Here is a 14,992-nt window from a genome sequence, read left to right on the forward strand (position 1 = left end):
TAAGCTTGCGGCGGCAATGAAACGATTAGCCATACGCTCAACATCCTACTATTTCTTATTTTTTTATCGTTGATAAGGTTACGCTTTATTTATGAAAGCCAGTCAATTTTTATTTGCCACACTAAAAGAAACCCCAAGTGACGCCGACATCGCCTCAAGCCAATTGATGGTGCGTGCTGGTCTTATCCGCAAGATTGCTTCTGGATTGTATATTTGGTTGCCTATGGGTCTGCGCGTTTTGCAAAAGGTCGAACGCATTGTTCGTGAAGAGATGCAAAACGTCGGCGCACAAGAAGTGCTAATGCCGATGACTCAGCCTGCTGAACTTTGGCAGACGACCGGACGTTTTGATGATTATGGTCCTGAGCTATTGCGCTTCAAAGACCGTCATGATCGCGACTTTGTACTTGGTCCAACGCACGAAGAAGTCATCACCAATCTAGCACAAGGTGAGCTGCGTAGTTATAAACAACTACCGATTACCTTCTTTCAGATTCAAGGTAAATTCCGTGATGAGATTCGTCCACGCTTCGGTGTGATGCGTGCTCGTGAATTTACCATGAAAGATGCTTACTCTTTCCATGTGGATCAAGCCTCATTAGCCAAGACTTACCATGATATGTATGACGCTTATACACGCATCTTTACCCGCTTGGGCTTAGATTTCCGTGCGGTACAAGCAGATACAGGCTCTATCGGTGGTTTTGCCTCACACGAGTTCCATGTATTGGCAGATAGCGGCGAAGACGATATTGCGTTTTCGGACTCATCTGACTATGCAGCCAACGTAGAGCTAGCAGAATCTGTCAGCACCGCTGAGCGTCAACCGCCGAAAATGGAGCGTGAAGACGTTCTAACCGAAGGCATGACCAGCTGTAAAATGGTTGCTGAACACTTGGACATCCCGTTAGAAACGACGGTTAAAACCTTAATCGTTCATGGTCATACTGAGAATGATGAGCCACAACTGATTGCTATCGTATTGCGCGGCGACCACCAGCTCAACACTATCAAAGCTGAGAAAATTGAAGAAGCCAACGTACCATTGACGTTAGCATCTGACGAAGAGCTAAAAGCGGCAGGCCTGCACAAAGGCTATATCGGTGTTAATTTAGATATGCCTGTATTCGTTGATCGTTCGGCAGCTGCGTTATCAGATTTCGTTTGCGGTGCGAACGAAGTGAACAAACATACTATCGGTATGAACTGGGCACGTGATACTCGCATTACTCGCATCGTTGATGTACGCAATGTACAAGAAGGCGACCCGTCTCCTGATGGTAAAGGTAGCCTAAAAATCAAACGTGGTATCGAAGTTGGTCATATCTTCCAGTTGGGGGATAAATACTCACAAGCGATGAACTGTACTGTTTCTGGTGAAGATGGCAAACCTGTTACCTTGATGATGGGCTGTTATGGTATTGGCGTTAGCCGTATCATTGCCGCTGCTATCGAGCAGAACAATGATGAAAACGGCATTATGTGGCCAAAAACGCCAACGGTTGATGATTCAATCGCTCCTTTTGAAGTCGCTATCATCCCGATGAAGTCTAAAGAAGAGACGGTCATGCAGACGGCAACCGCCCTGTATGAAGAGTTGAAAGCTCAAGGCATCAACGTACTACTGGACGATCGTAACGAGCGCCCAGGCGTTAAGTTTGCTGATCTTGAGTTGATTGGTATACCGCATCGTATCGTCGTGTCTGATCGTAACTTGGCTGAAGACAAGTATGAGTACGTCAATCGCCGTGAAGCCGAAAAACAAATGCTAAGCCGTGAAGAGGTCATGGCAAAAGTAAGCAGTAAATAGTCTTGTAAATAAAGACTATTTAACAAAAAGCGCCTATCTCACATAATGAGATAGGCGCTTTTTTATGGGCTTAAAAACTATTTAACATTGTATTTTTATGAACATTGTATTTTTAGCGAGAACTTACTGGCGGATTAAACGGCTTGGCTCAGGCAATAAACTGATATCACTGACACGGCAAGGATTGATATCGATACCACCGCGGCGCGTATACCATGCCCGTACCATCAGCTCACTCGGCTGGTAGTATTGGCTCAAATCAGCAAATATCTGCTCAACACACTGCTCATGAAAACCATTGTGCTGACGGAAGCTCAATATATAGCGCAGCATATTTGCATTATTAAAAGGCTTATCAGTCGTAATCGATACGGCCAACGTACCCCAATCTGGTTGATTGGTCACTGGGCAATTACTACGCAGTAGATTGGAATAAAAGGTATAGGGCTGCATACCCTCATTTGCCACACTTCTACTACTCGCCTCTATTTCTTCGCTAGCACTCAGCAATGACGCGTCAGGATGTTCCGTTAATGCAACTTTATCCGTGTTGCCTGCCAATGCTTCATCAATACAAACACCCTCAGGCTGAGCGATCAATAACGCTGTTTCGTTACCATTTAAATCATCATTCAAGCCAAATAATGCTACCTGTACGTCTGCTTGTAAACAAGCTGACAAGTCTTTCGCAATCAACGCTTGTACGTCGTTCCAACTGGCGAACTCGGTAAAGTTAATACTATTCAAATATAACTTAAGCGATTTTGATTCTACGATAAACGGTGAGCTAGCAGGAATACTAAAGCGTGCAATCGCCACTTGCGAGATACCTTGCGGGTTTAACCAAGAGATCTCAAAGGCCTGCCACCAATCGACACCAACGGCTAGCTTATCGTCTTGCCAACCAATCGCATCACGTCCCATGCTGCGCGCAATCGGATATAGCGTCTCTGGGCTATACTCAGTTGGATAGTCTGTGGTTTGCTCACCCAAGATACCGTGAATACTCATCTGTCTTCCTAATATTAAACGTTTAAAATTTGCTCTACATAATATGCTTAGCGAATAATACACACTACAAACGTACGCGCGAGCCGTTACTTAGCAAGCGATAAGCAATGGTATAAAATATCGCACAGAACACAAAAATAGCCGCCATCGAATACCAAACATTGACATCAGAGTAGCCAAGAATACCGTAACGGAATGAGTTGACCATATAGACGATAGGATTCAATAGCGAAACATTTTGCCAAAATGGCGATAAATTCTCCATCGAATAAAACACACCGCCAAGATAGGTCAATGGCGTCAGTACAAAGCTTGGGATAATAGAGATATCATCAAACGAGCGTGCAAATACCGCATTGATAAAACCACCTAACGAAAACAAGATAGACGTGCCAAGTACCGTAAATATAGTCACAAATAAATGCTCGATACCAAGATCAGTAAAGAACAGCGCCACTATCGAGACAATCACACCGATAGCCAATCCACGGAAGATACCACCACTGATATAACCCATCAAAATAGCATGCTTGGATACTGGCGAGACCAAAAGCTCTTCGATACTAGACGTGAACTTGGCACTAAAGAAGCTTGAGACGACGTTAGAGTAACTGTTGGTAATGATCGACATCATGATCAAACCAGGCACGATAAACTGCATGTAAGGCACGCCGCCCATCTCACCCACACGCGAACCAATCATCTTACCAAAGATGACAAAATACAAACTCATCGTGATAACTGGCGGTAGTAACGTCTGCGGCCAGATACGTAAAATACGGCGTACTTCTTTGAACCAAATAGTACGAAACGCAATCCACTTTTTACTCAATGACATTGTTTTATTATGATCGACTAGTTCCTGACTCATAATCCCGCCTCCTTCATGCTATCTGCACTCTGAATGTTTTTGTCTACCAAGCGCATAAATAACTCTTCTAGTCGGTTGGCTTTATTGCGCATACTCGCCACACTGATACCCTTATCAGACAACTGATCAAAGACACCGTTTAGTGACTCACCTTCTGTCAAGGTAACTTCTAGCGTTTGCTCATCTGGTTGCGAGACCCCGGTGACTCCTGTCAGAGCCAACTGCTCAGTGAGCGGCGTATCCAAATCAAATACAAACGTCTCTACCGACAACTGCGCCAGTAGCTCTTTCATTTCTGTATTAATACGAATCTCGCCGTGATCCAAGATCGCAATGCGTTTACATAATTGCTCAGCTTCTTCGAGATAATGAGTCGTCAGAATAATAGTGGTGTTCTCCTCAATATTAATCTGCTGCATAAATTCCCACATCGAGCGACGAAGCTCGATATCAACACCAGCAGTTGGCTCATCTAGAATCAATAGCTTTGGCTTATGAATTAATGCACGGGCAATCATCAAACGGCGTTTCATACCACCAGATAGCTCACGTGATTTGCTGTCGCGTTTATCCCATAGTCCCAACGCTGTTAACAGTCTCTTTGCGCGTGGTTTGGCTTCTTTTGCTGGAATGCCAAAATAACCCGCTTGCGTAATCAAGATATCTTCGACTTTTTCGAACATATTAAAGTTAAATTCTTGCGGTACAACACCAAGGTATTGCTTGGCAATCGAAGGGTTCTCTAATAGGTCTGTGCCGAAAATATGAACGCTACCGGTGGTTGGCTTAAACAATGAGCTAATAATACCAATCATGGTAGATTTGCCTGCGCCGTTTGGCCCAAGTAACGCAAAGAAACCACCTTGTGGTACTGTTAAATCAACCCCTTTTAATGCCGAAAACCCATTGTCGTAGGTTTTAGATAGGTTTTTTATGGAGAGTGCTGGTGCATCAGACATGAAGACCTCTTTATTTGTTATCAATTTGTATAAAATGCGATTTTAGAATAATAGGCCGTGTTGAACATTCGACTATCATTATCATATAGGCAAAAGCCGTATAAGAATGTTCAACACACTCTACTCTCTAAAGGTGACAATGTACGGTAATAAACGAACTAATCTCATAAAATGAGGCTACTCATGACGAATTTCAACTGCCTTATATTCGAAGTACCATATTAATAATACTCATCATGAAAAAGCGCCTATCTCATCACTGAAATAGGCGCTTTATAGATATACATCGTAAAAGCTTGGAAGGTAATCAACAAAGATTAGCTTGCTTCTGCGACCATATAATCTACGGCATTTTGAACTTCTTCATCAGGAATATCCGCGCCACCTTTAGCAGGCATCGCATTGAAACCATTGATAGCATGGGTATATAGCGTGTCTTTACCTTTTGCAATACGTGGACCCCAAGCGCCAGCATCACCAAAGATAGGAGAGCCTAGCAAGCCTGCTGTATGACAAGTATGACATACGGCGTTATATACCGCTTTACCGTCACGAGGACCGTCGCCAGCAGCTGGGCCAGATGAGCGTGCCGTTACATCACAAGCTTCACCATCTTCAAAACAGATATTGGCAACAGGCTGGATACGCGCAATCAGATTAGGATACAAAGCAATTAGCTTCTGTACTTGCGGCGTATCTTGTGGAATTGGCTCTTCATCAGCGGCAGGCGCTGCAGCGGCAGTTTCTTCGCCTTCTGCTGGAGCGGCTTCGTCAGTCGACGCAGCACCATCTGTCGTATCTGCAGCAGCTTGGGTATCGTCACCTAGCGTTTCAGGAGCAGCTTCTACGACCTCTTGGCCTTCTGCTACGTCTGACGCAGTTACAGGAGTGTCTACAACATCTTCAGCTTGGCTCACCGCGATACTAGCGATTCCTAGAATGGCAGCTGCCGATAACATAACTACTTTTCTCATTCGTCACGTTCTCTTATTACGTATACAAGGACTAGCACGGCTCGGACATTCCGTCTGTCCTCCTTTGACGACCTCTAAGTCTTCAATAGCAGACAGCCATCCCGCGTGCCAGCGCACTTGCAATCGGTGATTATAAATATGAATTCTCCCCAACATTATAAGGGAAAAGGCAGGTAAATTGCCATGCTTGTTTAATGACTTGACTGTTTTTTCTTAAAAAACCTCAATCGCGACTGTCATTTATTGGCTTTATGCTTTTTATTTGTTAGACTAAGCGGTCTTTATTTCTAGACACCTTATGCTAATTATCATGCGCATCTAAGCGTGACAGTCAGACATATCGTTATCGTATGCGCTCGTAGCTCAGTTGGATAGAGTATCGGTTTCCGAAGCCGAGGGTCGTGGGTTCGATTCCCGCCGAGCGCACCAATTATGATGTTTACAACCTCTCTCTACCCTTCCTTAGTACTATCCTAAACTACTCATACTCATCAGACCAACGTTTCAAAATGTTGGCAGTCTTTCTGTGCGCGCATACCTCTAGTTCTATCACCTATATAAAACTTACTTCGCGTCTTGTAAGTTAGCTGTTAGCTGAGCACGGCTAGGCACACGGTGATAATTAATCACTGGCACATCACCCAAACGGCGCTGACCCTCAGCAATCTTTTTATCAATCGTAATCATCGCAATTTTTTTATCTTGTTTGCTAACGAGTAAATGATTTGCCTTACGTGTGACTCGATAATCAGAAAAATGCTGTTTTAATATCGCCGATGTTTTTTGCAGCGCATCATTCGGTGTTGAATTTTTTGATTTTATGCCGCTATGCTTTTCACCTGCTTTTGCGCCGCGTGATTTTGCCACGAACCATAAAACTGCGATGACAGCGAACAATATGACAAGCCACCAAATTCCGTCTATCATAAGTAAAAATATCCATTATTAGCAAGGGTTGGCTCATGTTAGCAGAATTATTACCAGCGTTAATAGCAGAAGTAAAACTTGCCGCACAACTGTTGTCATCGAAACAGCGTATTTGCATTTTGACTGGGGCTGGCATTTCAGCAGAAAGCGGCATTCCAACGTTTCGAGATAAGCAAACAGGACTGTGGGAAAACTATGGTGTCGAAGACTTAGCAACCCCTGAAGCGTTTACTCGTGATCCAAAGCTAGTATGGTCATGGTATCAGTGGCGTCGGCAAATGGTCGCAGACAAAGCGCCAAATCCAGCCCATCATGCGTTGGCTCAGTGGCAGTATCATGCGCAAACCTCCGATCAGCAGGTGACACTCATCACCCAAAATGTCGATGATTTGCACGAGCAAGCTGGTAGCGCAGTGACTCACCTGCATGGTCATCTGTGGCGCAATCGCTGTGGTCAGTGTGAGATACCCTATCAAGATCAATCGAGAGCATCGTACAATAATCAAGGCACCATGAGCTTTGACAAAACACTGCTTAGCTGTCCGCATTGCGACGGTTATATCAGACCAGATATTGTTTGGTTTGGCGAAGCTCTACCTGTACAGGCATGGCAGACTGCCGAAGAAGCTGCGGCTAATTGTGAGGTGTTTATCAGTATCGGTACATCAAGCTTGGTTTATCCTGCTGCTGGATTGGCACAATCAGCCAAACAGAATGGCGCGCAAGTTATCGAGGTAAACCCTGACCCAACGCCAAATACTATCGTCGATATCACATTAGCAGAAAAGGCTGGAGTAATACTGCCGCTACTTATAGAAGAGATTACTACTTTATAATTGCTACTACTTATAGATATTACTGAATGACAGACAATAAAAAAAGCTTAACGATTTATATAAACCGTTAAGCCTTTGCTACTAAAAACAAGCTCGTTGTAGCTTATTTCAATGCAAGATCAACTCTCGCTAAGTAAGCTTCTTTTAACTCATCACTGATAAATGCCGATTTAAACGAGTTTTTTACCAAAGTAATAACATCGTCTTCCGTAATCGGTAAATTTTCATATAGATTGATAAAGTTTTGATTCACGTAGCCTTTGAAATACGCTGGATCATCTGAGTTAACGCTGATATTTAGACCATAGTCTAAAAGCTCTTTAATATTGTGCTCTTTATAAGTCTCAAAGACTTTTAGCTCGATATTTGAGTTCGGGCAAACCGTCAGTGGCATCTGCTCATCTTTGAGTCTTTGCATCAACTCTGGACTTTTTATAGACTGCACACCATGATCGATTCTATTAATATTCAATAAGTCTAACGCTTCGTAGATATACGAGAAGTCTGCTTCTTCGCCTGCATGAGCGACCAACTTGAAGCCTTCTTCTTTGGCTTTTTGGAAGACTTCTTTGAATTTCGATGGCGGGTTACCCAATTCTGATGAATCCAGGCCAACACCGATGATGTCGTCTTTATAATTCAGTGCTTGCTCTAATGTTTCAAACGCTTCTTCTTGCGATAAATGACGCAAGAAACACATGATGATGCATGATGTAATACCGTATTTTGCTTTGGCATCTGCAAGCGCTTCTTTGATACCTGTAATGACCGCTTCAAAAGGTACGCCGCGTTCAGTATGCGTCTGCGGATCAAAGAATATCTCTGTGTGGATGACATTGTCTTCGACACATTTAAGAATATATTCCCACGTCAAATCATAGAAATCATCCTTTGTAAGCAGGACGTTTGCACCCGCATAGTAAATATCTAAAAAGGTCTGTAGATTGGTGAAGTTATAAGCACTGCGTACATTTTCAATATCTTTATAAGGTATCTCTACGTTGTTCTTCTTGGCCAATCTAAACATCAGCTCAGGCTCTAGCGAACCTTCAATATGTAGATGAAGTTCGGCTTTCGGTAGTTTCTTTATTAATTCAATCATAGTATTCCAATAATGGTGGTATCGAGACGAGCCCTAGTAGATATTGCACAGTAGGATAATCAAACTGTATATATAAGGCGTTATCTGTCCCAAAAGAGTTATTTTAACACTAAAAGCATATCGCCTAAAACAAAACCCTTTGACCGTATAGATAAGCTACTGATAAAAGCAACCTTCTTAATAAAACCGTATAAGGCGCGAACTACTTTAAAAATACCACTGTATCAGACAGCTCATTGCCTTCTGGATCGTGCTCTAAATGATAATACTGACGTAGTACCTGCCCTACTTCATCCAGTAACTCAGTCAGACTCTCTTCTGTCTTTTGAGTAGCAATACCAGATACCGCTTTTTCACACATTGCATTCCATACTGTTGGACTAACGTGAGCGCTGATACCTCGGTCTGCGACAATCTCTAGTTTACGCTCACATACATTGACATAGATCAAGACGCCCGTATTTTCTTCGGTATCCCAGACGCGATATTCGCTAAACAAATCAATCGCACGCTCACGGCAGTTCATGCGATAGGCCTCTTGGATAGGTAGATGGTTTTCTACAATCAAGAACACCTCACCACGATGCCCACGTTCGGCTCGTGTCACAGCATCTGTTAGGCGTGCTTTGGATTCTGTTGTTAGCCACTTACTATGTAATAAAGGGACGAACAAAACTTGACGCCACCAGCGGGCAAAACTGGGGTTTGAAGCGTTGTCTTCTACCATTATATTATTTCCTCAAGTACGTCGTTTTCGATGGTTATGTAGAGTTTATCTTGTTTGAATGTGTGGAATACTTACCACGAGCCACCTGCACCGCCGCCGCCGAAACCACCGCCGCCGCCGCCAAAGCCCCCGCCTCCGAAACCACCACCGCCAAAGCCGCCTCCACTGCCGCCGCCCATACCGGGTAAGAAAATCATGCCGCCTCTGCGCCCACCTTTACCGCCGCCGCCTTTTCCACCGCCACCGCCGCGTGAGATCAAAAACATCCAGATAAAGATTGCCATAATCAGCGTCATGAAGAAGCCGCCGCCTAAGGCTATCGAACCTGCAAAAAACCCGCCAGCGGTAATGATAGAACCAAATACTCGGCCCAATATATTCGTAATAAAGCTACCAAAAATCATCGCCATGATAAATAAGAAAATAGGTGACGGCAGCTCGTCTGAGCTTTGCTGAGCAGTACGTTCTGCGGCTTGTGCATCAGCACGGGCTAAGACTTCAGGATCAGCAGTTAGGCGTGTTTTGAGCGCTTCAACGCCAGCAATTATCCCCGCACCATAGTCATTTTGTTTAAATAGCGGCGTGATATCTTCACGAATGATACGGTTGAGCGCAGCATCTGGCAACACCCCTTCTAGCCCGTAACCCGTTAGGATATACATATCACGGTCATTGACAGCGACCACAATTAGCAGACCGTCATCGATAGCTTCATCACCCAGTTCCCACTTCTCAGCAACTTGCAAGGCATAATCAAATATTGGTACGCCATTGGTAGTTGGTACGATAACCACCGCTGCTTGTGCTAAGCCTTGCTGATAAATACTTCGAAGCTGAGCCTCTAGACGTAGCTTCTCTTGGGGATTTAGGATATTAGCCTGATCAACGACTGGTTCATTGAGTATCAACTTATCAGCGTCAACACCCTCGGCACTGGAGCGTACAGGTGGCTGAGTGGTTGTTTGGGCATTGGCTGTATCATTTGCTGTACTTTGGCTATCTGCGTTTTGATTGATAGCGTCGTTGCCGAGCACCGCTTCATTGATAGCATCGTTATTTAATACAGCATCATTAATTGCTTCATTAGACTCGCCTGCTTTAGCAACGGCCACCAACTCTTCGACACTACGGTTTTGCAGATTCGAGGTGCTATCTGTCGCCACCGCTGTATCATTGGGTGCAGCGTGCAATGCAGGCACACTGACGACACCTAACGTAAACAGTAATGCTGATAAGATTGCTTTTGAATTATTCATCTAATCTATACCACCTCAGATAACATCTTTACCAATTGATAGACTCTAACTAATTATTGTCAAACCATTAGCTAAATAAACAGAGCTGCCTATGCCGCTCTGTCGTCACGTTCATTTTAAATTTTATTCAGCTGACTTTTCTGCAGAATCGCCAAAATCAACACTTGGTGCGGTTGAAATTGCTTCTTCGTTTGCCACACTAAAGTTGGGCTTAGTGTCCATACCAAATACTTTTGCAGTGATGTTGGTTGGGAACTGACGTACCGTTGTATTGTATCCCTGCACTTCTTGGATGTAGCGGTTACGAGCAACAGCAATACGATTCTCAGTACCTTCTAACTGTGCCTGCAAGTCCTGAAACAGTGCATCTGACTTTAGATCTGGATAACGCTCAGACACTGCCATCAAACGCGATAATGCCCCTGTCATTTGCTCTTGCGCTGCTGCATAACGCTCCATCGCTTCTGGATCATTAAGCACTTCAGGCGTTACCGTGATACCGCCTGCACGTGAGCGAGCTTCTGCCACTTGGGTAAAGACTTCTTGCTCTTGCTCGGCATACTGCTGTACGACTTTAACTAAGTTTGGCACCAAATCAGAACGGCGCTGATACTGGTTAACCACCTCTGACCATGAAGCAGTGACCTGCTCATCTTGTGCTTGCAGGTTGTTATAGCCACAGCCACTTAGACCAACCGTAGAAGTTGTCAATAAAGCGGCTAGCAACATCGGCTTCATAATAGATTTACGCGTCATTGTTGATTCTCCTAATAATGATAAATAACAAATATCCAGTACCACGTTTTTAATATTTCTAAGTTTTCTTGGTATTCATACGGCAGTCATGCACTCTATATATTGTATATCTCGCATCACTTTATCAGCATGATATCAAAAGAAGTTGTCCTAATGATGGCGTTATATACGGCTTTTTACAATTGACCGTTACCAAAACACAACCGCATAGCGTTAACGATAACGCGTTTTTATCATGATAGATATAGAGCAAAAATCTATCAGTCTGGCGCAATCAGACTAAATGTTATGAAAGTACAAACAATTATTTATATGTAATTCAAATCTTGCTAATGTATCTACGACATAAAATACGAATATATCTACCGTCTATAAAGAAATTTCTAGTAATTAGTACAAAAATATGGCAAATTGCAGTTACGTAGCCGTACGGTTTGAATACATTTGGTAGTGGACTTATAGTTTGATTAGTATTAGCGAGTTGTTAATTTCTTAATAAAAACATCAATTAACTGTCAAATTATCGCTTAATACTGTTAATTCGCCATACCAGTCATGTATTTATTCAAGACAGCTCATAGTAAGTTGAATGCCATCATGGTGATGGATATTTAATTATATAACCGCCTGTTTTATCCGCCGGTCAACTTATGACTCATCTGATGTATAACATGATGATAGAAGACCGCAGTAGTTGAGGTTGTAGAATAATAGTAAACGCAGCTGATATTAATATTGTCAGTGATAAGCGCTATGCAAATAGTCCGTATTACTGATGAGATACGCGGGTAAATACAGACAACTACAGTCCATTCTTGGTGGCCAAGCACATGAGACTTAGACAATAAATAAGTCGATGCAGAGACTTTAACTGCTTAACTTAAATAAGTAAGTTAACCAGTTAGTTTACTCCTAGCAAACAGTGCCACCTTGAGACAGTACTAGGAACATAAATATGGAAGGTTTAGTTAACTTAGTAAATGGAATTATCTGGAGCCCAGCGCTGATTTATCTCTGCTTGGGTGCCGGTCTGTTCTATTCCATTATGACGCGCTTTGTACAAGTACGTCTATTCGGTGAGATGATCAAACTCCTATTCACTGGTAAATCTAGTGCACAGGGTATCTCATCATTTCAGGCACTTGCCGTCTCACTCGCCGGTCGTGTGGGTATGGGTAACATCGCTGGGGTAGCTGCTGCTATCGGCTTCGGTGGCCCAGGTGCCGTTTTCTGGATGTGGATCGTAGCCTTTCTAGGCGCATCTACAGCCTATGTCGAATCTACTCTTGCTCAAATTTACAAAGAAAAAGATGTGGTAACTGGCGAATATCGCGGTGGCCCAGCTTATTACTTTGAACGTGCCCTTGGTCAAAAGTGGTACGGCATCCTCTTCGCAATCGCTTCTATTTTATCATGTGGTATGTTCTTACCTGGTGTACAGGCGAACGGTGTTATCAGTGCATTTGCACAGGTAATGGGCGAAGGTACGATCATGAACGTTGCAGGTCTAGAAGTTGGCTCTATGCGTTTGGTCGGCTTGGCTATCATCTTAGTCGTGCTAGGTATCATCATCTTTGGTGGTATTAAGCGTATTGCAACCTTTACTGAGTTTGCAGTACCTTTCATGGCATTAGGTTATATTGCCCTAGCGCTAATCATCATGTTCAGCAACTTCAGCTTGATTCCAGATGTGTTTGGTATGATCGTTGGTGATGCATTCACTGCACAAGCAGGTTTTGGTGCTGCTATCGGTTGGGGTGTGAAACGTGGTATCTACTCCAACGAAGCTGGTCAGGGTACAGGTCCTCACGCTGCTGCTGCTGCTGAAGTTGAGCATCCATCACAGCAGGGTTTAGTTCAGGCATTCTCAGTATATGTTGATACATTACTAGTATGTTCGGCGACTGCATTCATGATCTTGTCTACTGGTATGTACAACATTCAAGGTACGCTACCAGATGGTCAGTTCATCGTACAGAACGTCGCCGCTGCTACTGAAATCAATGCTCCTGCTTTCACGCAAATGGCAATGGAATCTGTATACGGTACGTTTGGTAATGTCTTTATCGCAATCGCTGTATTCTTCTTTGCCTTTACGACAATTCTGGCTTACTACTACATCGCTGAAGTAAACGTCGCTTACTTAACACGTTTCCTCGGTCGTAGTGCGAACAGAACTGGTCTATTCCTAGTGAAAGTGCTTATCATGGCGATGGTTGCTTATGGTGGTCTAAACTCAGCTGGTTATATCTGGGCAATCGGTGATATCGGTGTTGGTCTTATGGCTTGGCTTAACATTGTTGGTATTCTTGTCATCTTCATCGTGGCTCGTCCAACCCTTACTATGCTTAAAGACTATGAAGCTCAGCGTAAAGCTGGCGTCACTCGCTATAGTTTTGACCCTGCTAAATTCGGCATCAAAAACGCACCGTATTGGGAAGAACGTCATCTAGCACAGCAAAAAAGCATGAACGCTGATCCATTACGTAAAGATAAAGTGTAAATCGATTTAATAGGATTGCTCCTTAATCTTATTGAATAAATAAAAAGCCCGAGACTATGTTCTCGGGCTTTTTTGTTTGGTTAGTTGTATACACTGCTACAGAATAGCTTGCTGAAAAAACATCAAAGCCCACGTTCATAAGAACTGATTTAATACCTTAAAACTGCCCTTTTATTCTCAAAATTAATCTGTATTCGAAATAACATCTGACTGTTATTTTGTATTTTGCCTGTCTTATTTATAAAGCTCGCTTTAGCATTAAACTACTTTATATTAATTAAGTCGTCGTACCAGTATAGGTAAACCACAGTTCCCCTATTTTTAATTCATAGACGTAAAAAAGCCTAGCGCAATGGCCAGGCTTTCTTTAATTTATAGATTATGAATCTACATATAATAAATAGCTTATTCAGGCATTAATACTGCATCGATAGTGTGGACCACACCATTGGTTGCCATGATATCTGTACCAGTGATATTTGCTGTGTTACCAGTAGCATCAGTAATTACGTTGTCTTCACTGATAGTAATGGTTTTACCGTTCGCTGTTTCGATCTCAGTACCGTATGGGATATCAGCCGCTTTAACTTCCATTGCTAGTACATGGTAAGGAAGGACAGTTTTTAGCAAGTCCGTATTGGCCAATAACTCTTCTTTAGTCACGCCTAATTTTTCTAGTACTGGCGCAAACGCATCATCAGTTGGGGCAAATACAGTATGCTTAGTTTCTTCCATTAGCATAGTATCAAGACCAGCAGCCTGTAGCGCAGCGGTTAGGATAGTTAGATTTTCGTTTTCTGCTGCGATTTCAGCGATAGTTTGAGTCGCTTCCATATCCATTTCGGCCATTGGTTCTGCTTCAACAGCTTCTGTCTCAGCAACTGGCTCAACTGCCATCTCTTCAGTCGCTTCTGGTTCAGTTGGCTCTGCAACAGTTTCAGTATCGTTACACGCTGCTAGTGACATGGCTGCGGTTACAACTGCGATAGATAACAAGTTCTTCTTTAACATAGGTAATTCCTTTTTGGATAAATAATTGATTAAGGGATTTATTTAAATTAATAACTTTCGATAAATATAATGGCGACTAATGATTGATAAATGTATCAATTACTTAGTCATACTATTTGGTCCGTTATATTGATAGTTCTCAGTCTAACTGTTTAATTTTCAAATGGTATTTACTTAGGTAGCAACACTGTATCAATCACGTATATAGCATTGTTTGCTTGTATATCAGTTATTGCGACGTTTAAGAAA

At 43.0% G+C, this 14,992-nt stretch carries 13 protein-coding genes and 1 tRNA gene; 4 read left to right on the forward strand and 10 right to left on the reverse strand.

Features of this window, described 5'->3' with window-relative positions; translation table 11 throughout:
- The first annotated feature begins 91 nt into the window (after positions 1–91).
- The gene (locus tag JMX63_RS08575) at positions 92–1,810 is read left to right on the forward strand and encodes a proline--tRNA ligase (protein WP_201572045.1); all 1,719 of its coding nucleotides are present in this window, start codon (positions 92–94) and stop codon (positions 1,808–1,810) included.
- Between the two features lie 123 nt (positions 1,811–1,933).
- Here JMX63_RS08575 and queF read toward each other — a convergent pair whose 3' ends face one another.
- From queF to JMX63_RS08595, 4 genes are all read right to left on the reverse strand, one after another.
- Positions 1,934–2,821, reverse strand: a complete 888-nt coding sequence (gene queF, locus JMX63_RS08580) for an NADPH-dependent 7-cyano-7-deazaguanine reductase QueF (protein WP_201572047.1) — start codon at positions 2,819–2,821, stop codon at positions 1,934–1,936.
- Between the two features lie 64 nt (positions 2,822–2,885).
- Entirely contained in the window at positions 2,886–3,659 is a 774-nt protein-coding gene (locus JMX63_RS08585; protein WP_160023143.1) for an ABC transporter permease, read from the reverse strand.
- Between the two features lie 29 nt (positions 3,660–3,688).
- A complete protein-coding gene (locus JMX63_RS08590) occupies positions 3,689–4,651 on the reverse strand; it encodes an ABC transporter ATP-binding protein (protein WP_101204942.1) in 963 nt (320 codons plus the stop codon).
- A 317-nt stretch (positions 4,652–4,968) separates the two neighbouring features.
- Entirely contained in the window at positions 4,969–5,625 is a 657-nt protein-coding gene (locus JMX63_RS08595) for a c-type cytochrome (RefSeq protein WP_057758606.1), read from the reverse strand.
- A 352-nt stretch (positions 5,626–5,977) separates the two neighbouring features.
- Here JMX63_RS08595 and JMX63_RS08600 point away from each other — a divergent pair.
- A tRNA-Arg gene (locus JMX63_RS08600) sits at positions 5,978–6,054 on the forward strand.
- A gap of 135 nt (positions 6,055–6,189) precedes the next feature.
- Here JMX63_RS08600 and JMX63_RS08605 read toward each other — a convergent pair.
- Positions 6,190–6,552: a hypothetical protein gene (locus JMX63_RS08605; protein WP_201572048.1), complete on the reverse strand. Its 363-nt coding sequence runs from the start codon at positions 6,550–6,552 to the stop codon at positions 6,190–6,192.
- A gap of 35 nt (positions 6,553–6,587) precedes the next feature.
- Between JMX63_RS08605 and JMX63_RS08610 the strand changes: the two genes are divergently transcribed.
- Positions 6,588–7,388 carry an SIR2 family NAD-dependent protein deacylase gene (locus JMX63_RS08610; RefSeq protein ID WP_201572049.1) on the forward strand — a complete coding sequence of 267 codons (801 nt, stop codon included), beginning with the start codon at positions 6,588–6,590 and terminating at the stop codon, positions 7,386–7,388.
- 103 nt (positions 7,389–7,491) lie between these two features.
- Here JMX63_RS08610 and JMX63_RS08615 read toward each other — a convergent pair whose 3' ends face one another.
- The 4 genes from JMX63_RS08615 to JMX63_RS08630 all read right to left on the reverse strand — a co-directional run bounded on the left by JMX63_RS08615 (position 7,492) and on the right by JMX63_RS08630 (position 11,229).
- Positions 7,492–8,490, reverse strand: coding sequence for an adenosine deaminase (locus JMX63_RS08615; protein ID WP_201572050.1), 999 nt, complete (start codon positions 8,488–8,490; stop codon positions 7,492–7,494).
- 202 nt (positions 8,491–8,692) lie between these two features.
- The gene (locus tag JMX63_RS08620) at positions 8,693–9,217 is read right to left on the reverse strand and encodes a TPM domain-containing protein (protein ID WP_201569408.1); all 525 of its coding nucleotides are present in this window, start codon (positions 9,215–9,217) and stop codon (positions 8,693–8,695) included.
- Between the two features lie 71 nt (positions 9,218–9,288).
- Positions 9,289–10,473, reverse strand: a complete 1,185-nt coding sequence (locus JMX63_RS08625; protein ID WP_201572051.1) for a TPM domain-containing protein — start codon at positions 10,471–10,473, stop codon at positions 9,289–9,291.
- A 123-nt stretch (positions 10,474–10,596) separates the two neighbouring features.
- Positions 10,597–11,229, reverse strand: a complete 633-nt coding sequence (locus tag JMX63_RS08630; RefSeq protein ID WP_101204949.1) for a LemA family protein — start codon at positions 11,227–11,229, stop codon at positions 10,597–10,599.
- 955 nt (positions 11,230–12,184) lie between these two features.
- On the opposite strand from JMX63_RS08630, the gene JMX63_RS08635 reads away from it, so the two are divergent.
- Positions 12,185–13,732: an alanine/glycine:cation symporter family protein gene (locus JMX63_RS08635; RefSeq protein ID WP_101204950.1), complete on the forward strand. Its 1,548-nt coding sequence runs from the start codon at positions 12,185–12,187 to the stop codon at positions 13,730–13,732.
- A gap of 405 nt (positions 13,733–14,137) precedes the next feature.
- On the opposite strand, the gene JMX63_RS08640 is transcribed toward JMX63_RS08635, so the two are convergent.
- Positions 14,138–14,743 carry a fasciclin domain-containing protein gene (locus tag JMX63_RS08640; protein WP_057758535.1) on the reverse strand — a complete coding sequence of 202 codons (606 nt, stop codon included), beginning with the start codon at positions 14,741–14,743 and terminating at the stop codon, positions 14,138–14,140.
- Positions 14,744–14,992: the final 249 nt, after the last annotated feature.

The organism is Psychrobacter nivimaris (genome assembly GCF_904846365.1).
GTDB lineage: Bacteria > Pseudomonadota > Gammaproteobacteria > Pseudomonadales > Moraxellaceae > Psychrobacter > Psychrobacter nivimaris_B.

Bases quoted from the DNA above. Each gene is read 5' to 3' on its own strand.
- JMX63_RS08575 (WP_201572045.1), top strand. From the start codon at position 92: ATGAAAGCCAGTCAATTTTTATTTGCCACACTAAAAGAAACCCCAAGT.
- queF (WP_201572047.1), bottom strand. From the start codon at position 2,821: ATGAGTATTCACGGTATCTTGGGTGAGCAAACCACAGACTATCCAACT.
- JMX63_RS08585 (WP_160023143.1), bottom strand. From the start codon at position 3,659: ATGTCATTGAGTAAAAAGTGGATTGCGTTTCGTACTATTTGGTTCAAA.
- JMX63_RS08590 (WP_101204942.1), bottom strand. From the start codon at position 4,651: ATGTCTGATGCACCAGCACTCTCCATAAAAAACCTATCTAAAACCTAC.
- JMX63_RS08595 (WP_057758606.1), bottom strand. From the start codon at position 5,625: ATGAGAAAAGTAGTTATGTTATCGGCAGCTGCCATTCTAGGAATCGCT.
- JMX63_RS08605 (WP_201572048.1), bottom strand. From the start codon at position 6,552: ATGATAGACGGAATTTGGTGGCTTGTCATATTGTTCGCTGTCATCGCA.
- JMX63_RS08610 (WP_201572049.1), top strand. From the start codon at position 6,588: ATGTTAGCAGAATTATTACCAGCGTTAATAGCAGAAGTAAAACTTGCC.
- JMX63_RS08615 (WP_201572050.1), bottom strand. From the start codon at position 8,490: ATGATTGAATTAATAAAGAAACTACCGAAAGCCGAACTTCATCTACAT.
- JMX63_RS08620 (WP_201569408.1), bottom strand. From the start codon at position 9,217: ATGGTAGAAGACAACGCTTCAAACCCCAGTTTTGCCCGCTGGTGGCGT.
- JMX63_RS08625 (WP_201572051.1), bottom strand. From the start codon at position 10,473: ATGAATAATTCAAAAGCAATCTTATCAGCATTACTGTTTACGTTAGGT.
- JMX63_RS08630 (WP_101204949.1), bottom strand. From the start codon at position 11,229: ATGACGCGTAAATCTATTATGAAGCCGATGTTGCTAGCCGCTTTATTG.
- JMX63_RS08635 (WP_101204950.1), top strand. From the start codon at position 12,185: ATGGAAGGTTTAGTTAACTTAGTAAATGGAATTATCTGGAGCCCAGCG.
- JMX63_RS08640 (WP_057758535.1), bottom strand. From the start codon at position 14,743: ATGTTAAAGAAGAACTTGTTATCTATCGCAGTTGTAACCGCAGCCATG.